Source organism: uncultured Fibrobacter sp. (assembly GCF_937877005.1).
In the GTDB taxonomy this organism is placed as follows: Bacteria; Fibrobacterota; Fibrobacteria; order Fibrobacterales; family Fibrobacteraceae; genus Fibrobacter.
On record NZ_CALEFV010000249.1, the window covers coordinates 1 to 20,773 of the forward strand.

A 20,773-nucleotide genomic window follows, 5' to 3' on the forward strand; every position below is an offset into this window, starting at 1 on the left:
CTGAAGCAGACGCTTTTTGCAAGATTTGTGTTGAGGCACCTTATTATCTCCGGGTAAAACCTACTTAAAAATGTTGGCTCAAAGTTAGTAAATAATTTCAAAATTTCAAGGGGTACCCAAATTTTTCTATTTTTGGCCGCATGATTCCGTTCGTAAATCTTGCCGGACAGCGCGAAAAATACCGTTTTGAACTCGAAAAAGCCGAAAAATCGGTCCTGGATAGCGGCTGTTTTATCGGCGGACCGGAGGTGGACGCCCTGGAAAGGGACCTTTCGGCGTACCTGAGCCATGGAACAGGAATCGCCACACACACCGTGACCTGCGCAAGCGGGACCGACGCCCTGACAATAGCCCTGATGACGCTCGGGCTCAAACCGGGAGACTCGGTCATCGTCCCCGACTTCACTTTTATCGCACCGGCGGAGTGCGTCGCTCTTTTAGGCGGAATTCCGAAATTTGCCGATATCGACAGAATTTCACTCCAGATCGACCCCGAATGCGTCGAAAAAATGATCGACAAGGACACCAAGGGAATCATTGCCGTAGACCTGTTCGGGCAGTGCGCCCCGTTCAGGGAGCTCCGCGAAATCGCCGACCGCCACGGACTGTGGATCATAGAAGACGCCGCCCAGGCTTTCGGCGCAACAGTCCACAAGGAAAACTTTATCCAGAAAGCATGCACTCTGGGCGACATCTCGATTACAAGCTTTTACCCGGCCAAGCCACTCGGTTGCTACGGTGACGGCGGTGCGGTGTTCACGGCCAACGAGGCGCTCGCCCAAAAGGCGCGCATCATCGCGAACCACGGAAGCGTGGGTCGCTACGACCATCAGGTCGTCGGCCTGAACAGCCGCCTTGACGCGTTGCAAGCCGCGGTACTGCGCGTCAAGCTGAGACACCTCGACGAAGAACTAGCGACAAGACGCCGTAACGCTGCTCTTTACGATGCCTACTTCGAAAGCTACAGTAGGACCATCCCCGAAGGGAAGAGAATTTATCCGCAAAAACTTGCAACAGGAAACGAAAGCACCTACGCCCAGTATACCATCCTTGCCGAAGACCGCAACGCATTCATCGAAAAACTCAAGGCAATAGAAATTCCCTATTGCATCCATTATCCATCGCCACTGCACAAGCAGGCCTGTTTTTGTCATGCGGTAGGAAAACACAACCTAGGGACAGAATCGTCTTTTTCCACAGCGGAATGGGCCTGCAAGCGTGTATTGAGCCTGCCCGTATGCGCCTTTACCGATGTCCGGGATGTCATCGAGAAACTAAATTTCTAAATTTGGCGCGTGGCGTTCTACTCAAACGACATCATTCAACAGCTCAAAGCCCATGCGGACATCGCATTGGTTATTGAAAACTTTGTACCGCTGAAACGTTCGGGCAACGGGCGCTATCTTGGAGTCTGCCCATTCCATGACGACCGCAGTCCATCGATGAACGTGAACCCGAGCCTAGGCATCTACAAGTGCTTCGCTTGTGGTGCCGCGGGTGATGTCTTCAAGTTCGTACAGGAACACGAAAAACTCGGATTCAAGGATGCCGTGGAATGGGTTGCAAACTTTATCGGATTTCCGCTTCCAAAGCTCAGCGGGCCCGAAAATAGCGAGCAGGACGAAGAACGCACGATGGTTCGGCAACTGAACGAACTGGCCTGCGAATGGTTCGAACAGCAGCTGGCTCTTTCGCCCAAGGCGCTACAATATCTTTCGAGCCGTCATATCACCGACGAAACTCGTAAGCTATTCCATATCGGTTATGCTCCCGAAGGCCGCGAAGGATTTATCGGTTACGCCGCAAAGAACGGCTTTTCGCCGCTCGACTGCGTCAAGGCGGGACTCGCAGTCCAGAAAGAGAATGGCGGCATTTCGGACAAGTTCCGCGACCGTCTGATGATAGCCATCCAGAATCTCACGGGAGCCATTGTCGCCTTCGGCGGACGCGATCTGAGCGAGAACAAGGACATCAAGCGCGCAAAGTACATGAACAGCCCTGAATCGCCCATGTACCACAAGAGCGACATTCTTTACGGACTTCACCAAAGCCGCCAAAGCATCGCCAAGGAACGCTCCGTCATTGTCGTAGAAGGCTATTTCGATATGATAAGCCTCTTCCAGAGCGGAGTCACCAACGTTGTCGCCGCTTGCGGAACTGCCCTTACCGAAACGCACGCCAGCATTCTCGCCCGATACGCCGAAAAAGCCTACCTCGTTTTTGACGGAGACGATGCCGGAAGAAAAGCCACATTCAACAGTCTCCAGGTAGTGTTGCCCAAAGGAATTGCACCAAGGGTTTTCGCCCTTTCGCGCCCCGATGGCACCAAGATCGACCCGGACAACTTTGTCAACGAACGCGGAGCGGAAGCCTTTAGAGAAGCGCTCAAAGGAGCGGAAGATTGGCTTTCGTACTTAATGCGAATTCGCGACATGGAAAGTCCCGAAGACCGTGCCAAGCTCATCAATTTTACCAAGGCATTGGTTAAGAGCATTCCTGACCACGAACTGCGCAACCAGTATGTAAAGTTGATTTCGGAACGATTCAACACCGACCGGTCATTGGCACAAGTAAAGCCCCTAAAGCCTCAGAAAAAATTTACAGAACATCGTCCCCAGAACGCAAACGGAGCCACCCCCGAAACGATTCCGCAGCTGGAGCAGGAAGCCAACCTAGACTGGGCAGCCATCCCACCCATGGAAATACGCTTCGCGAACCTCGTACTTAGAAATCCGACGCTCATGGACCGTGCTCTGGAATATTTCGACATGGACTGGGCTGCAAGCGGCATCCGCATGTTCGAATCGGCCGTCGTCGAGGAATTCGTGAATTCAGCAATTGCTCTATACGCCGAAACCGGAGCCGTCTCACCTCAGCTGATGTATGAAAATGTCTCGCCCACTCTGCGACTTTTCCTGGAAGGCCTCCCCGAAGAGAAATGGAAACCACCCCAGGAAATTGTAGAATTCTATCAGACACTCTCAGTTCTTTCAACGAAGCTTTGCGACAGACAAAAGCGCATGATTCCGCTAGAAAGCAACGAGGCAGTCAACATCCGCATGCAGATGTCCAAATTTACACAGGGCATGCAGAAACTCAACAACCTTTTTAACGCAGAAAAGATCAACATCGACGCATTTGCGGACCAGGTTGTCCGCAGCCGCATTCCGCTAATGCAATTCCAGGCAGCCATTCCAAGTGGCGAAACACCTGTCCAGGCAACCTATACCGAGATTCCTATAAACGAAAATCCGTCCGAAGGATTCGATCCCCCGCCTTTGGCCGATGACGAGGAATACTCCTACGGTACCGATGAAAATTTTGACGACAACTCAAACGACCTTTACCCCAGCGATTACTAGAGAGGATTTATGCTATCCATCAAAAACCTTAAAGCGAGTATCGAAGACGGAACACAGATTCTAAAGGGAATCAACCTGGATGTCAAGCCAGGCGAAGTCCACGCCATCATGGGTCCGAACGGTTCAGGTAAAAGTACGCTTTCCAAGGTTATCGCAGGTCACCCTGCCTATACAGTAAATGACGGATCTGTCACGCTCAATGGAAAGGACCTGCTCTCGATGGATATCAGCGACCGTGCGAACTCAGGCCTATTCATCAGCACGCAGTATCCGACCGAAATTCCAGGCGTAAACAACGTAGAATTTCTCCAAATGGCCCTTAACTCCAAGCGTTCCTATCTCGGACAAGAACCGATTAGCGATGTCGACTTCAAGAAGCTCTGCGAAGACAAAATGGCAATGCTTGAAATGGACGATCGTTACCGTGATCGTGGAGTGAACGATGGTTTTAGCGGCGGAGAAAAGAAGAGGAACGAAATCCTGCAGATGGCCATTCTCGATCCCAAGGTTTCTTTCCTGGACGAAACGGACTCGGGCCTAGATATTGATGCGCTCCGCATCGTTGCCCACGGTATCAATCAGATTATGAGCCCCGAAAAAGCTGTCATTCTCGTAACACACTATCAGAGGCTTCTGGACTACATCAAGCCGACTTACGTACATGTTCTTCGTCACGGCAGAATCATCTTGACAGGCGGTCCTGAACTGGCTCTCAAACTCGAAGAACAGGGCTACGACTGGATCAAGGAAAATTAGGACATGAGTTACGAGACCACCCCCCTATCGCAGGCCGCATGGAAGCGCATCCAGGCACTCGGCATGCCATGCAAGAGTAACGAACTTTGGACATTTTTCCCGGTCAACAAGATTCCGGACTTCTGGAGTAGCGAAGCTTGCAATCATTTAAGCTCTGAATATCCAAAGGACAATCAGGACATTTTCGGCATCGCAAATGAAACCGATATAGCAGCACTCCTTCCCATAGCAAAGTCCGCTCCGCTCATGAAGAAGGTCTTCGAAGAGAATTCGACCGAAATGGGAATCGTTAAAAGTCGCGATGACTTCGGCCATAGTTTATTCGTAATTCGCAAAGGAGCAAAGGTTTCGCTCGAAATTCTCGACAACAAAGTCACACACGAAATCACCGCCGAGCGCTTTGATATCGAAGTCGAGGAAAACGCCGAGCTTGAGATATTCTTTGCAAACCCCGCTAACGAACTTTCGCTGACATTCAGACACTTCAACATTAAGCAGGCGGCAAATACTACGGTCCGTTTCGCCAACATCCTGAAGGACTCCGGAACAGGGCGCATCAGCATTCGCTGCGAACTAAACGGAGAAAGAGCGAATTTCGACTATCGTAGCCTCAACATTCTGAAAGGAGACGCCTCCAAGCACCAAAGGATTACGATTCTCCACAACGCTCCCGAAACGACCAGTACACAGTTCGTCCGCAACCTGCTCGATCAAAACGCCTACGCCAGTTACGATGGACAAGTGGAAGTCGGCCATAACTGCAGCAAGGTCTATTCAAACCAGCTTGTCAACACAATTTTATTAAACGAAGGCGGCCGTATTTCAGTAAAGCCCGTACTAAAAATCTACCACGACGATGTCGAATGTACGCACGGCAACACCGTAGGCGAACTCGATAAGGATCAGATGTTTTACCTAACCAGCCGAGGCATTCCGCAAACGACAGCACGCGAAATGCTCACGAGATCCTTCGCGAAGGAACTCTTCATGCCCCTCCCCGAGGGACCCGCGAAAAAGCGCCTGTTACAAACAATCTAGCCGAGCCGTTTTAGCACAATCTTGCTACATTGTGTCTGTAAGATTTTTTCAAGAGGTTTATTATGGCACGTATGCGCGTTCTCGTTTTAATGGGTGGTCCGTCCACCGAACATGATGTTTCTGTCGTCAGCGGCACCGGTGTGGTGCGCGCCATGAATCCGGACCGTTACAACATCCACCCCGTACTCATCGACAAGGACGGGACTTGGCACTGGTCCTCGCGTGAACTTTCCCCATACCAGAAGGACAACTTCTCGGTCAATTATTTCCGTGGACTCGAAGGTGCTGCAGCCAACAGCAAGAAGTCTCCTGCCCTTTCTGAACTCCCGGATGCCGACATCGCATTCCTCGCCCTGCATGGCAAATGGGGCGAAGATGGCCACATCCAGGCCATGCTCGAGAACTGGGGCATTCCCTACACTGGTTGCGGCCTCCTTGCATCGGCCCTCGCCATGGACAAGGTCAAGACCAAGGAAATTTACAAGGCAAACGGCATTCCTACTCCTCCGTACCGCGTCATCTGGAAACACGACTTTAACGGAGATACGCTCGTGTCCGTAGCCGATGAACTCGGTTACCCGCTCGTCATCAAGGATCCGCTGGGCGGATCATCCATTGGTATCGGAATTGCAAAGGACATTGACGAAGCGGGCAAGATTGTTCAGGATCTATTCAAGGATTCTAACCGTCTGCTCTGCGAAAAATTCATTGCCGGCGAAGAAGCAAGCTGCGGCTACATCGAAGGCGAAAAGCCGCTTCCGCCGACCGAAATGCGCATGACCACGCGCGAATACTTTGACTTTGAAGCCAAGTACAACGGCGAATGCAAGGAAGTCACCCCGGCTGAATTCGAACCCGATCTGACAGCCCGCATCCAGGAACTCGTGAAAAACGCTCACTATGCCATCGGTGGTTCGGGCTACAGCCGCACCGATGTACGCATCACCAAGGACAAGCAACTGTTCGCCATCGAGACAAACACTCTCCCGGGTATGACTCCGACCTCGATTCTCCCTGCCGAAGCCGCAAGCATCGGCATTACCTACAGTCAGTTGATCGACCTCATCATCGACAAGAGCCTTTACATCAAGCGCTAGGTCATGCATGAACTTTGACCTCTTTGTAGATACATCGCGCAAAGGGATTTCGATGGCCCTGCTGCAGACCGGCGAAGCCGATCCCCGTTACCTAGAAACGGTAGACGAATCGGCCCGCGGGGAAACAGCTTCGGCACTGCTTGACGCCCTGCTAGAAAAGGCGGGAGCATCCCTAGACGACATCACGCGTGTCATGGTAACGCTCGGCCCGGGCTCCTTCAGCGGGCTACGTACGGGCGTCGCTTTTTGCGAAGGGCTCTGCTTCAGCGGCAAACGCAAGCTCTACGGAGTATCGACCTTACAAGCCCTCGCCTGTTTCGCTCCCATTCCCGAGAACGCAGGCGTCATCGTACGGGCCCGTAAGGGTTTCTGGTACATGCGCGAATCTGGCAAAGCCCCGACCGAGCTCTTTATCGAAACCGACGAAGTCCTCCGCCGCCTGCAGAATCAAAAAATAGACACCCTCGTTATCGACGACGCTATCATCGGCGACGAAGCCCTATCGGCCTACATCGCAAGTTCCGGCATCGAGACCATCAACGAAAAAGGGCAGCCTCTTTCCCGCTGGCAAATTCTTTTTGACAAGGTTTCTCCAAGCCTAACACAAGAAGCCAACTACATTCAGCCTTCGTATTTCGAAAAGCTGCATTGACGGGAGCAAAAAAATGCCCGTCCGCCCGATGCAAGTTGCCGATATTCCCGCCGTACTGCGAATACAGGAATCTCTGCGCTTTCAGGAATGGAATTCGCGTCAATACGAACAGGAACTTAAGGCAAGCTACACCTACGCTTCCGTTTACGAAGAATCGGGCAATATCGTTGGCTATGCCGTATTTCATCTTTTAGGAGCCGACTCGGAGCTGCTCTCGATTGCCGTGAGCAAAGGCGCTCAGAAAAAGGGAATAGGAAAATCTCTATTGCTAGATGGTCTTGCAAGACTCAGTTTGCAGAATGGCGACTGCTGTTTTCTGGAAGTCCGCGAAGGCAATCTCAACGCCCGACGTTTTTACGAATCTCATGGTTTCAGCCAATTCGCAACCCGCAAGAAATACTACACCGACGGCGAGAATGCGTTTCTATACCGCCCCGAAGGAGTTCTAAATGTCTAAACTACCGACCAAGAAACAGATGAAGCACAAGCGCGTTGTGCTTAGTGCCATTGCAGCAGCCGCAGTCCTTTCCGTCATCGCGTTCTACCTGATCATGACACAAAGCGGTCACTGGCTCGTCAGCGATGACAACATAGATCACGTCAACTGGGTCGTCATTCTAGACGGACAATCCGCAGATATGGAACGCAGCGACTATGCCGCGGAATGGTTCGCAAGCGGCAAGGCCGACTCCGTACTGATTCTAGGCAGACGTAATTTTCGCAACCACAGCAATGCGGAATTCTATTTGGACGATTTCATGAAACTAGGCGACTTTGACAGCAACGCAGTCTTTGTCGCTCAACACGATGATCCGTCGACCATTGGCGAAGCCTACACCATCATTCCCTGGTTAAAAAAACACAATGCCGACACCGTCCTGCTTCTGACATCTGCAGCCGCAACGAAACGCGCCAAGCGAATTTTCAAGACTCTTTCGGGCGAAAAGCCCGTCTATGTCACCAAGGACATCCACCATTTCCGCTACAATGCGGAATACTGGTATTCCAACCGCGAAACACGCAAGGAATGGCTACGCGGCTGGGCAGCCCTGGCCGTTTCGTACATTGATCTTTTGCCTGCAGGCAACTTGACTGCGCAAGACTCCTTCTACTACAAGCCTATCATTTCGGCACGCGAGTTCGAATCACAGAAAAATCCCGTCGTTGACTTGCAATCGCTACTACCCAAAGTGCAGGAAACCTTGGACAAGACTAACGACGATACGACAGCGAAGGACTTGACTCTCAAGGACTCCGTCGCAAGGGGATCCTCCGCCAACGACACGACAGCAACTCCCAAGGCTGAAATAAAGGACACGGTCAAGACAAAGCCCTGACCTTACTCCACAAACTCACCACAAAGTCGCGTAATCACGCACAAAGTAAAGCAAGAACCGCCGTCAAGGGAGCATTCCAGTTTATTGCAGTCTCGTTACTCGCAAAGGAACAACGCTCGTCGGTATAGGCAAAACCGGGAAGAATTCCGGGATAATGCGGAGCACGGTGCATATCCTGACGGTCATTGTTAAGACCGCCCACCAAAAGACCCGGAATCGGATCCGGCACTCCGTCTGAATGACTCAATCGGTGATGCGGGAACCGCGGCGAACTCCATGCGGAACCCGTCACAAAACTCGTATCGACAGGATTACGGCCATAAATAAAGTTCAGCGCTTCTCTGCACCAAAAGTCGAGGGATTCTCCATTCAATTCGGGTTTCCAGAGTTTCACGATAGCAAGAGTGAGCGCATGGTTTGCAATTTCACCATTGCTTCCCCAAATAAACTTTTGCAAGGATATCCCGTAGGCATCCTTTTTCTGCAAATTGATGACCGCCTCAGCAGCACTTTCGAGCGCCTTACGGGCACGGGATTGCAAATCCATATCAACATTCTGCAACGCAAGCGCAATCCAGCCCAGGTTTTGAGTATCTCGCCAGTCAAGGCCCAACTTGGGCGAAAGCGTCATCATATCCTTGGCTAGCAGCACGCGAAGGGCATCCACAAAACGAGCCTCGTCATCATTCCCTGTCGCCAATAATTCACGATACAGCATGGCGCGAGCCCAAAAAAATTCATCTTCGGCATGCTCATCGCCGTAGCCGCCGCTGCCTTCGGTATTGTGCGGCCAATCCACGAATGGGCGTTCCGCCGCCCAACGATACGCCCTCAACGCAGACTGCAAGCACTGATTCGCAAAGTCAGGATCACTGGCACGATATACATGAGCCGCACCGGCCATAGCACCCGCAAAATTCAAAGTCGATGTGGTCGACTTGCCGAGAACCATGCGTTTCTGCAACAAGTCTGAATCACGAGGTGAGACAAATCCATCCCAATGTTCGGGAGTGACCTTAAAAAATACGCCACCGTCGTTATCCTGCATGCGCAGGAAAAATTCAAGTTCAAAGCGAACTTCATCCTCCAGACCATATGGCAAGTCAAACGTTCCACCGCCATGAACCGCTTTCCATGCAGGGGAATTCTTGGACTCTTCGGAAAGTTCGCAGGCAAGCAAAAGCGATGCGACCGAGACACCTCCGTTCACAATATACTTACCATAATCGCCTGCGTCGTACCAGCCACCGTGCGCATCCCATGTACCCTCGCGTTCCATCATCCGGTGAAAACCTATGCAATTGTCAAAATGCGCCGCTGGGCGTGCCCACTTTCCTGCAAATTCTGCTGGTAACTCAACACCACTACGCTGATAAAAAAAAGACTTGATGTTCGCGTGCAACTGCCGCTCAAGCCAGGCGTTGGAAATTTCAAAAAGTTCCGATTCAAAAATTTTTCTTTCCGTAGAATTCGGAGCCCCTCGGAGCCACAGCTGAATACGGTATTTTCCTTCGATGTTCAATTCCGTAAAGTTTCCCGACCAAAGTTGCTCGCCCGTATATTCACAAACGCCCTGATGTCCCATGGATCCAGTCTTGAGAGACCCCTCATAAAATATTTCTGAAGATTCTCCAACGATCCGGAAAAGACAATCCCCTGTACCGAGCCCCTGAACAGCCAATTCTGCAGGATTCACAAAAAAGATTTTAGCGGCAGCGGGAGCATACCCCACATGGTTGTAGCGGACAGGAATTTTCATGTCACAAGAATAGCTTTTCTGGGGCCATTTCGGGATAATTATTTAGGGGCACCTGTATACACAGGAAACCGCAGGTGGTTACCACGAACGAACGCTTTTCCGCACAATCGCAATTTCCGTCGCATACCCCGGTAATTCATTCGGAGTTTCCAGATAAAACGGTAAATTTCGCAAATAGGGGTGGTTCACTACGCGCAATAGGGCTTCCAGACCGATAAATCCACCCCCCAGGACCTCATGACGGTCTTTGTGACTACCCATGGGGTTCTTGCTGTCATTCAAATGAATCGCCTTCAGGCGATTCAGGCCCACCACCTTGTCGAAATCGGCAAGGACATCGTCCAGATGATCTACAATATCATACCCACCGTCAAAGACGTGACAGGTATCCAGACAGACTCCCAATTTGTCCGAAAGTTCGACACGGTCTATAATGGAGCGAAGTTCTTCGAAAGTCCGTCCAACTTCGGATCCCTTTCCCGCCATCGTTTCCAGCAGGACAGTAGTCTTCAGCTGCGGGGTCAGAATGTCGTTCAGTGCCTTCGCAATCAATTCTATTCCGATTTCGACCCCTTGCTTTACATGACTGCCCGGATGAAAGTTATACATAGCCTTTGGAAAATGATCCATACGATAAAGGTCATCCTTCATCACATCAACGGCATACTGCCGCAGGCCTTCATCCTCAGAACACGCATTGAGCGTATACGGAGCATGAGCGAGTATAGGACCAAAATGGTTTGTCTCAAGCAAGTTGACAAGCTTTGCTGCATCCTCCTTATCAAAGGGCTTAGCAGCCCCTCCGCGCGGATTCCGAGTAAAAAACTGAAATGTATCGGCTTCTATCGAGAGAGCGGTCTCGCCCATCGCCAAGAAGCCATCAGAAGAAGATAAATGACACCCGATATACATCCATGTCCTTCTTAGAAATCATAATTCAGCGCCGCTATGAAATACAAGTCCTTGTACTGGTCGGCACGGCTATCCGGCCGGTAATAAAAGAGACTTCCCAAAGTCCAATCCGAATAGAGCGTCTTCGTATGATAAACACGCAACGACACAGATCCGTCAATATCCAGTTCACGATCCACATCCTTCTCTGAATCAATTTCATAACTCAAGACATTGTAACGCATCCCCGTTCCCAAAGTCAAGAGAAGGAAATCCTTGGACAAGTCCACTTCAAGATGATCATTCCAGTTCCATTCCAGTTCGCACATGTCGTTACGATTATAGATCTTGTAACGAGGCGTAATCGAGAACATGTTCTTTATGCCCTCAAGTGATGTCGTTAACGATAAAGGATAGCGCATTTCGAAGTAGTCGCTTCCATGGAAGTAGTATCCCAAAATTCCATAAGTTTCATCTTCAAAATCAAAACCATCTAAAAGATCATCCTGGACAAACTCCGACAAATCAGTACGATAGATCCATATGCCCCCCACCTTCAATTCATTTTTCGGAAGCAGGAAGGTCGCTCCCAATTCAAAAGTATGCTTCAGGAACTTTTCATCAAACTGGGTCGCAAGGTAATCTGCATCGGAAAGTTCGAAATATTTAGCCCAACGAGCTGAATCAATCTGAATGGTATCGTTTCCCTCGACAACATCCATCGTCGACTTTCCGGAACGCACATCAAACCATGGATCATCATATATGCCCGAACTTATCGAATAATTCGCATACAACCGTTGAGCCGTACTGCGCGTACGGTAATTGACGGCGTACTTCGTCGAGAGCGAAATCCAGTTATTAATCTTGAAATCATTCTTCACATAGAGATCATGATTGTAGAGCGTTCGATTGGCATCCTGTTCGTGTTCCTCGAGCCAGCTATCGTCTGCACCCGAGAACATTCCCCACTGGCTTCCTTCGGCCATGCCAAAAATATTATAACCGTCGCCATCGTCAGCCGCATTTTCCACATTCATCGTATAGCCAAAGCCAAGATTCCAGAAATCAAATATCTTTTGTTTCAAGTTACCCCCGATCATACGAGTATTCTGCAGCAAATCAGGAGAACCGGCACTGTAGTATTCGCGTCCGACATATCTAAAGAAACCTTCGATGAAAGTTTTATCATTGGACCATTCATAGGATCCAGCGAGGGACCAGTGTTCGTGTCCCCAGAAATCCGAGTGCGAAGGCCTCGTCTCGGAATTTCCGTCATCTTCCTTCGAAATCTGCGAAGCCTTCGTAATCAAGCGGCGCAATTCGGCGCGCATTTCTTTCGGAGTCTTCAGGGAACCCTCGCCAAATATGGATTCTAGATCCTCGTGCGACAAACTAGCAACATAACTAGGATTCTTCATCAGTTTGTTCAACAGAGAATAATTTGAAATATCAAGACCCGCTTCAGAAAAAACAGAATTTACGGCACGAATTCGAGCCGCATTGGCTGTGTCGGCAACCCCCACAGCCACTTGACCATTCAGCTTGATATCACTCGGAAAAAGCAGCCAGTTTCCATCGGCAAAGAAAGTCCTAGACGTAATAAGGGGATTGGCAGTATTCACGTCCGACGACATGCCATCGCGCAAAAAAGGATCCTCTACATAATTTTTGCTACCGATATAGCCCAATGTTCCATTAAAGCGACGATGCATGTTCCAACGGACTTTTCCGCCAACAACCATTTCCTGCGATTCCGCTTCACCATCTTCGATATAGTCCTTATAGACATCCTTGTTTCGGTTTCCGATAATCTTGGGGGCGCGGGTTTCTCCAACAAATACGGAAGCTTCAAACAACGGATCCATGACGGCATTCTTGAATAATTTCAAATCGTATGCACCACCAAAAGCAGTAATTCCCGACAAATAAATGTCGCCAGCCTTTAGGAAAACATCACCCAATGCAATCCGCTGCATATCATCTGTATAAATCGCCTGCAAATTATGAAGATGGAACTGTTGCCACTTATCCACCCCGATATCCGTTATGAATTCAACGGTCTGTCCAGTTGGTGATTCCATCATCAAGTTTGCATTCAGGTTCAGGAAGAACCCCGGAACCTGGAAGTAGTTGATGTAATGTTCTCCATGCTCTATCGTATCTCCATCGGAAACATAAGGCTTTCCAGTTGCATTACGTCTCATGAACACTTGGTGATACCCCACAGCGAGGCCAACATTTCCTGTCACGTTCCATATCGTATCCTTATTTTCTCGTGGAGACTTCAGAACTATATTCTTTGCAGAGCTATTATGCGGCTTATTTTCAACTAATTCGCTAAAGGCAGAAAGATTTTGAGAAACATTTTGTTTGTTTCCAGAAAGAATCTTTTTTGTAGCTTCAAACGGAATCTCTTCCGAGACAAAGGCAATGCCATTCTTCTGCATCTTTAAATTGCTTTGTTCAAAAGAATTCGAGCCTAAATCGAGAATGGCTACATCATTGCTATCAAGAACCACATCGTTCAAGCGGATTACCGACCCCTCCGCTGCAAGCGCGACTCGGGTTTCGGCTATATTCGTTTTTCCTGTCAGCGAGATATTCGCATTTTCGGCCGCCCAGACACCGATTCCCTTTCCCTCGCCAATATAAACGGAGCGCAAGTCAATATAGGCATGCCTACCATAGACAGCCGCACGAATCGACGTCTCGATAAAGCCATTATTAATTTCAACAATGCCATTGTCAACTGCGACTCCATATTCTGCATTAGACAGCAGCGCCCAATTCAAAGAGGCCTTTTGCGAGCCTGTCACCGAAATTCCGTTCCAGGCACCTTCTTCCTGTTCGGAAGTCAATACGACAGGTTCCATCGCATCACCTGCGACAACAAGCGTTCCACCCCGGACATCGATACCCGTTCCTTCCTTGAAACGAATTTCCACGCCCGGCTCAATCGTCAGGGAGCTATCTTCAGGCACAATTAATGTCTGAGAAACAACAAACGGAGACTGGTCCTTTTTCAAAACACCTGTCACCAGCCCCCCTATCGAAGAAGGGACATCAACAGCAAAAGCACTCCCACAGAGTGCTGTTGTAAAGAGAAACCAAACAAACCAATCCCTTACAGTCATCAGTGGACCTCGTAGACTTTTTGAGCCCTCGCCCTAAACCCACTCTTGTGAATAGCCTCAATGTCGAACTTGTTGTTAATGGCACGAGTCAGTTCCACGGGAATCTGGTAATCCAAGTTCTGGATCTGCGAAAGCGATTCCTGTAATATAACTTTTCCATTCTGTTTAACTGTTACCTTGTACAAGCTCTCAGGATCATTATCCGGCAATTTGATCTTGAAATTCAAGGTTGCAGAAATTCGGTCCTGCATATCCTGGGGCGGAGGCGGAACATTCAGGACTTCGCGCTTCGACCCCATAATTTCGATATTGAACCTTTTGACCGGATAGCACCCCATCGTCGAAGTCGCCTCGGCCTTATTTCCACTCTGGTCCTGCAACACGGCCACATATTCAAACTTGCCAGCCTGGAGGTCTATCTTTTTCTGTTTGTTCTTGGAAATATTTTCTTGCAACACTGGCGACCCATTAGCCAAAACGGAGAGAGAACCTTTATCGTTCTTCATACCACCTATGGCGAGATTTGCCGAACAGCGGATCGAATCATACGCCACAAACTGTATGGTCGGAAGTTCATTATTGTCCGCACCAGCCTTTGAAGATTCGTTCTTAATCTCTTCCTGGAACAAGGAATCCGCCTGCTGTATTTCCTTGACAAGATTATCAATGGAAGCATCCTTCTTTGTCAGAATCTTGCGAAGCTTTTTTGCAAAGCGAGCATCACCCGAAGAAGCAAGCTTCATAGATACCAAGGAATCGTTTCCGAAAACGGTCTCGCCCATTCCAATGGATACGGTCTGCTTAACCCCCTCAACATCTAGTTTACCGGTCTTCAATCCCGCAAAAAACATCCCACCATCGTCACCAGATCCAATATATCCTTCGGTGCCGCGAATCGAGGCTGTCGATGTTCCCGTTCTAAAACGGAACTTCGAATTCGGTTTCTGTTTCTGTACAGCAAAGTTGACATTACCCTTCTTGATATCAATCTGGGTTTCAAAGCCCCCCTCATTATTGGGAACGAGCAACTGGGCCAGCTTAATTTCTGTATTTTCGGCAATGGAAATGGAACTACCATCGTTCATTCTGAATATGGCAGTCGATTCTTCACCTGTACGCACACTATCAGACTGGTAGACAGGCTTACCCGTCGCAAGGGGTTTCCACATTTCCTGGCTTACTTTTTTACGGTCAACCGCACCAAGTGCGTAATGGACCTTCCCTGCCGGAGCGGACATCGTCAATGCCGGCAAGAACAGAAGCACAGCAGCAAGGCGTGCCGCAACTGAAGATAAATCCATAAACTCGCCTTTCATACGCCCTCTTTGTTTATAGAACCAAAATATCCTTTTTTTTAAAAAAAAGGATATTTTTTTTTCGCATATGACCGAAATCAAGTCCTAAAATAGGCGAAAAAGCTAACCACCCGACAATTTTACCGTAAAACCCGCTTTTTCGAGTTCCGCCTTAATAACATTGCGCTTGTCACCCTGAATTTCAATATTGAAATCCTTGACAGAACCGCCCACACCACACTTCTGCTTTAGGCGACGGGCAAATTCCTTGAGAGCATCCTCGTCAAGCGGAACACCCGTCACGACACTCGCCATTTTACCACCTCCAAGCCTCTTCAACTGAATGCGAACGACACCATCGCCCTTTGGACGTTCCGCCTTCGCTTTTTCTTCCTTGATTCGGCCGACACCTGTCGAATATACTAGCGTAGAGCGTTCCTCAATACCCATATCAGTCCTTTTTCAGGTTTAACTTTTCTATAGCGAGCTTTTTACCGGTCTGGAAGTCCGACTTACCGGAACCGAGTTTCGGCAAGTCGTCAAGCTTGACCACATAGGAAGGCACCATGAGCGGTGGAAGTCCTACCTGGCGAAGACGATCGCGAGCTTCATCTTCGGTAATATCACCTGCAAACAGAAGCGCAATCTTTTCACCCTTGCTTCCATCAGGGACTGCAACCGTGAAATGATCAATCCCTTCAAAATAGGGCGTTTCAGAAATTTTGAAATCGACAGAACCAAGACTCACCATTTCGCCGCCAAGCTTCGCGAAACGGCTATAGCGGTCCACGATGGTCAAGTAGCCGTCCTCGTCGACATGCCCCTTGTCTCCTGTCTTGTACCAACGCTTTCCGTTGATTACGACAATCGCCTGCGCCGTCTTTTCGGGATTCTTGAGATACCCCTTCATAATCTGGGCACCCCCGGTCAGGATCAGGCCATCCTCGCCCACCGGGAGTTCCTCGAGCGTATCGGGATCAACAATACGGAATTGCGTTCCCGGAAGCGGAGCCCCCACGGTACCGGGCTTATTGCCCTGCAGAACGGTCTTGTAGTCGTCCATGAGAACATCCTTCGTATTCACGGCAGACACGGGCGTCGTTTCGGTACAACCAAAGCCTTCGAATATTTCAAGTTTGAACTTGGTTCTGTAGAGTTGACGCACATCTTCGCGGATCTTTTCTGCACCTGCATAAATGGCGCGCACATGCGAGAACATCAACGGATGCACATGCTTGCTCATGCCCCACATGCGCAGGAACGTGCCCGTCGCCACGAGGAAGGTGACCTTGAATTCCGCACACACGCGACCAACAAGTTTCGCATCAGTCGGGTCGGGGCAAGTTACAACCGGAATTCCTTCCACAAGACACAACATGGTCGTAATCGAGAAACCAAACGCATGGAATAACGGCAGTAGACCAAGGAATACATCTTCGTGACATGGATTCAGCGCACTCTCACACTGCTTGATATTGCCCATCAGGTTGAAGTGAGTCAGTTCCACACCTTTCGGGTTTCCTTCTGAACCGGAACTGAAAATCACCGTCGCCACGTCATCCAGGGAAACCTTCTTGAAGAACCTCTTTTCAAGATACCATGCTGGCAGGAAAGCCACCCTGATAAAGTTCACGATCAGCGTACGCTTCGAAAGCAAGCCTTTGAGGTCTTCCATGTAATAGATTTTATACTTGCTCAGAAGCTTGTCCATATCCAACCCCTTCTGCTTCAGCTTCTCGACAAAGACCTTTGCCGTAATGATGGTCTTCACGTCGGCAATATCGCAGCAGTAGTCCATGACTTCCGGAGTATTGGTATAATTCAGGTTGTATACCGTACGTCCCCGAATTAGACAAGCAAGGTTCACGATAATCCCCGGTCCCGAGGGCGGAATCAATATACCGACCCGTTGCTCACCGGCAGTAAGCTTATCAATAATCTTTGCAAACGAAAGTGCCGCCGTAGCAAGAGAATAGCCAGATAGGTGCTTGCCATCGGGACTGTAGACCGAAGGACCACTACCGACATGCTTTGCCGTACGAATCCACGCCGATGCGACAGGACGAAGTTTTCGGATAAATGAAGACCATGCCGTAATAGAAAGTTCCTGCACAGCACGCTTTACCTGCACCGCATCGTTATCGATCGGCAAAGGTTCTCCAAAAGCAACCGTCACGATGCGTCCACCACTACGCACCAGATCTTTGAAGCCCGCTTCGGCCATGGAATAGCTACTTCCCCAAAGCCCCTGCACATAGAACGGCAACAAAGTTACATTCGGGACATCCTTAACCGCCGAAGAATAATCCAGGCGGAAACGATTCATATTACCCGTCGAAGTCATCACATTCTCGGGAAACACGACAACCGCCTCACCACGCATCAAGGCCTCATGAGCCTTCTGCATCGCTTTCTCCGGTTTCGCAATATCCAAATCGATCGTATTCATCTGGCTCAAAAGAAGCCTGACATACCATTTTTCAAAGGGACGGCGAGTGATTACAAAACGCATCGGCCGCGGGCTCGCCATCTGAATCAGAGCCCAGTCGATATATGAAATGTGGTTGCCGACCAAAAGGACCGGTCCTTCCCACGGAATATTATCGACCCCCGTCACCTGGAACTTGTAATGAATCGAGAGTGTCGATCGCAGAATCTGGCGCAGCAAGGTTTGAGGCATGGCCCAAATAGCCCAAATGGTTCCTGCAACACAGACTATACCCAAGATGAAGAAAAGATCCATTCGACCGAAGCTCAAATAATTGAGAGCAAACACCAGCAATAGGTCAAAAGCGATAACGCACGCGTTCTGTACCGCACTACTAATCGAAAGAACATGTCCCGCCGAACGGGGCTTCGTATTGTAAAGCAGCATGGAGAGCATCGGTAGCGCATAAAGGCCTCCACAGGCCCCCAAAAGAGCAAAGGCAATCGAATTGTATGGTCTCGGAATAAATGGAATCACGAAAATAAGAACCGCAGCTCCAGCCGTTCCCAGCGGAACAAGCCCCATCTCTATAAAGTCCTTCGACATGCGCATTGCATAGTAGAATCCAAAAACAAGGCCAACAAATGTACCGACAATTGCGTAATTGACCATGCTGTCCTGATGGAAGAGCGAACCGGAGCCAAACATTTCCTGAATGACAAACAACAACAGGAATATCATGACCCAGAACATCGAGAGACCGATAATGGACTGCCTTAGCGCACGATTCTTCCAAGCCTTCTGGAACTTACGGCGTGTAAATCCCAAATTATAGTAGCGTTTCCACGGGAACTTCATTCCGGCATCGTAGCTACCGATTGAAGGAAGCCCGAGCGAAAAAAGAAGTCCCACAACTTCGACAGCAGCAATCCCGATGACAATCGGAAAAACGCTTGACAGCAGCGGAAGCACCTCGAGGGTCTGTGCGGCGTAACATTCAAAAGCGAACGCGGTTGCTGCGGCACCAAAAAATAGGCTCAGGAAAGTCACAATACTGAGCCAACCGGCACCATATGTCAGACGGGTCACCCCAACCAATTCTTTGAGGAAACCATTCTTCGCTGGTGAAAGGAATGTCTGCAAAACAAAGAAAAGGGCGGCAGCGACAAATATAAGAGCAAGGCATCCCTTGTAAATACCTCCGGCAAGCAATAGAAACACCGGCAACATAAGAAGTGAAAGGAGCCTAAGCAGTTTCTCCTTCGGATACTTGTCCGAAAAATACCCCGCCGGCGTAATCAACAGGATTCCGGGCAGCAGAACGAGCAGATGTATCACCAAAAAATTCGGGTCATGTGTATTGAAGAGGCGAAGTCGGCCGAGAACCAGTTCCATCAGGGAAACAATGGCCGTTGTTGCAAACACCTGGCTAAATACTACGCCATAAAAAGAAAATAGGCCTTTATTTTTTTTCATACAGACATCCAAAGTCTCGGACAAAAATAATCTTTTCAAGCCCTCGCAGGGAGTCCTCATAATAAAAAAAAGGTCCCAGATGACATCTGGGACCTTAGATTAATTTTTGATTACTTTTCGCGCGGACGCTTATAACCGAAAGGCTTCAGCAAGTCGTCATCAGACTTGATCACATCGCCCTTCTTCTTGCCCGTTGCGTCCTTCACCGGCGGCAAGGTGCAGCGGAGTTCCGAACGGATCTTAGCCTGAACCTTGTACAGGTAAGCGCCCGTTGCATAGAGGCGACCGTCTTCGGTACGCATATTGCCGTCCTTACCAGGCTTCATTTCAAAGAACATCTGGAGCATACCAGCTTCGTTCGGGTAGGTCGGATCGTTCAGGTCCTGCGTGAAGCTGAAGTAATCTACGAAGCTACCCAGAGAAGTGTAAATCCAAATATGCACATCCATCTTGGAGCGGTACAGGTTCATGTTCTCCATGTCGCTCGTAATCTTGAAACCGTCTTCGCAGTACGTATCGACGAATTCTTCAACAGTAATCTTTTCACTGTTGTCGGCATCAACACCATCGAGCGGGACAAGCCCATCGGAGCTCAACAGATCATCCATCGTGGCAAGGCCACCCACATCACTCACGGACGGGAGCTTGACATCGAGTGCAAGCGTCGGGCCAAGGTGTTTGGCACCCGTCACGCCAGGATACGGAGTCTCACCGCTACCCTTCTTAGTCTTGAAGGAGCCTCCAATAAGAGTTTCAACTTCGGTATCCGTCGAGGGATTACGAATACTGACTGCAAATGTCTGACCCTCAACCGGCGGATTCTCGGCATAGTACTCTTCGACCTTCTCCGGAGTCATCTCGGTTACGGGCTGTTCGACAGAGATATCGACATTCTTGCCGTCCTTCATCACAACGAACACCGTATCCGAAGCTTCGTTACCGGCCTTGTCGCGATAGAAGCGGACAATGACATTAGCGCCCTTTTCAAGACCCTGAACCGTCAGGGTATCCTGTTCTTCACCGTTAACAGTCCAAACCACGTTCACGAAATTGGAACGAATAACACTACCATCTTCAGGCGACAGAATCTTTACAGACGGTCCAACCTGGTCAAGCACAATGTAGACAGACTGAGTTGCCGCATTGCCATACTTGTTCACGTAGGTGTAGGACACGGTGTAACCCTTGTCGCCTTCGGCATTGGTCACCATGGAGCCCTTTTCGTCTACAGCGTAGGTCACGACCACCGTATTGTGAGAAGCATCTTCGTATTCATAGGTAACCTGGTAACGAGCGACATCCGAAGACTTGCCATTCTTCTTGTCCTTGGAAGCGGACTTCGAAGCGGCGGATTCGGTCATCAGATTGCCCGAGGCATCCTGAACCAGCACAGCACCCGTCACGGCATCGGCCTGGTAAGAAACCTTGACCATCTTGCCGTCAATGACGGTATTGTAGCTCACCGTGATGACTTCGATCGAGTCAACCTTACCCTTTTCATTGATAACGGCGGTCTTGACCACGTCACCCTTGAGGTCGGTCTTG

The 20,773-nt window shown here is 49.6% G+C and carries 14 protein-coding genes and 1 pseudogene; 8 read left to right on the forward strand and 7 right to left on the reverse strand.

Annotation, left to right across the window (positions count from 1 at the left end):
• The first annotated feature begins 140 nt into the window (after positions 1-140).
• From Q0628_RS10925 to Q0628_RS10960, 8 genes are all read left to right on the forward strand, one after another.
• A complete protein-coding gene (locus tag Q0628_RS10925; protein WP_298770946.1) occupies positions 141-1,286 on the forward strand; it encodes a DegT/DnrJ/EryC1/StrS aminotransferase family protein in 1,146 nt (381 codons plus the stop codon).
• 9 nt (positions 1,287-1,295) lie between these two features.
• On the forward strand, positions 1,296-3,362 hold the full coding sequence (dnaG, locus tag Q0628_RS10930; RefSeq protein ID WP_298770949.1) for a DNA primase: 2,067 nt from the start codon (positions 1,296-1,298) through the stop codon (positions 3,360-3,362).
• Between the two features lie 9 nt (positions 3,363-3,371).
• Entirely contained in the window at positions 3,372-4,118 is a 747-nt protein-coding gene (gene sufC / locus Q0628_RS10935; RefSeq protein WP_298770951.1) for a Fe-S cluster assembly ATPase SufC, read from the forward strand.
• Between the two features lie 3 nt (positions 4,119-4,121).
• On the forward strand, positions 4,122-5,156 hold the full coding sequence (locus Q0628_RS10940) for a SufD family Fe-S cluster assembly protein (RefSeq protein WP_298770953.1): 1,035 nt from the start codon (positions 4,122-4,124) through the stop codon (positions 5,154-5,156).
• Positions 5,157-5,218: 62 nt separating this feature from the next.
• Positions 5,219-6,253, forward strand: a complete 1,035-nt coding sequence (locus Q0628_RS10945) for a D-alanine--D-alanine ligase (RefSeq protein WP_298770955.1) — start codon at positions 5,219-5,221, stop codon at positions 6,251-6,253.
• 7 nt (positions 6,254-6,260) lie between these two features.
• Positions 6,261-6,905 (forward strand): tRNA (adenosine(37)-N6)-threonylcarbamoyltransferase complex dimerization subunit type 1 TsaB, encoded by a 645-nt coding sequence (gene tsaB / locus Q0628_RS10950; RefSeq protein WP_298770957.1) that lies wholly within the window; start codon positions 6,261-6,263, stop codon positions 6,903-6,905.
• 13 nt (positions 6,906-6,918) lie between these two features.
• Complete coding sequence (rimI, locus tag Q0628_RS10955) at positions 6,919-7,362, forward strand: ribosomal protein S18-alanine N-acetyltransferase (RefSeq protein ID WP_298770959.1); 444 nt, start codon at positions 6,919-6,921, stop codon at positions 7,360-7,362.
• Positions 7,355-8,242: an ElyC/SanA/YdcF family protein gene (locus Q0628_RS10960; protein WP_298770962.1), complete on the forward strand. Its 888-nt coding sequence runs from the start codon at positions 7,355-7,357 to the stop codon at positions 8,240-8,242. The genes rimI and Q0628_RS10960 overlap by 8 nt, the downstream gene beginning before the upstream one ends.
• A gap of 34 nt (positions 8,243-8,276) precedes the next feature.
• On the opposite strand, the gene Q0628_RS10965 is transcribed toward Q0628_RS10960, so the two are convergent.
• The 7 genes and pseudogenes from Q0628_RS10965 to Q0628_RS10995 form a co-directional block, all read right to left on the reverse strand.
• Complete coding sequence (locus tag Q0628_RS10965; RefSeq protein ID WP_298770964.1) at positions 8,277-10,001, reverse strand: glycoside hydrolase family 9 protein; 1,725 nt, start codon at positions 9,999-10,001, stop codon at positions 8,277-8,279.
• Positions 10,002-10,079: 78 nt separating this feature from the next.
• The gene (locus Q0628_RS10970) at positions 10,080-10,913 is read right to left on the reverse strand and encodes a deoxyribonuclease IV (RefSeq protein WP_298770966.1); all 834 of its coding nucleotides are present in this window, start codon (positions 10,911-10,913) and stop codon (positions 10,080-10,082) included.
• An 11-nt stretch (positions 10,914-10,924) separates the two neighbouring features.
• Positions 10,925-13,933 carry a hypothetical protein gene (locus tag Q0628_RS10975; RefSeq protein WP_298770967.1) on the reverse strand — a complete coding sequence of 1,003 codons (3,009 nt, stop codon included), beginning with the start codon at positions 13,931-13,933 and terminating at the stop codon, positions 10,925-10,927.
• A 95-nt stretch (positions 13,934-14,028) separates the two neighbouring features.
• The gene (locus tag Q0628_RS10980; protein WP_298770969.1) at positions 14,029-15,345 is read right to left on the reverse strand and encodes a FecR family protein; all 1,317 of its coding nucleotides are present in this window, start codon (positions 15,343-15,345) and stop codon (positions 14,029-14,031) included.
• 102 nt (positions 15,346-15,447) lie between these two features.
• Positions 15,448-15,774: a stress response translation initiation inhibitor YciH gene (locus Q0628_RS10985; RefSeq protein WP_298770971.1), complete on the reverse strand. Its 327-nt coding sequence runs from the start codon at positions 15,772-15,774 to the stop codon at positions 15,448-15,450.
• A 1-nt stretch (position 15,775) separates the two neighbouring features.
• On the reverse strand, positions 15,776-19,228 hold the full coding sequence (locus Q0628_RS10990; protein ID WP_298770974.1) for an AMP-binding protein: 3,453 nt from the start codon (positions 19,226-19,228) through the stop codon (positions 15,776-15,778).
• Between the two features lie 110 nt (positions 19,229-19,338).
• Positions 19,339-20,773 (reverse strand): annotated as a pseudogene (locus Q0628_RS10995) (cadherin repeat domain-containing protein); the annotation flags it as partial.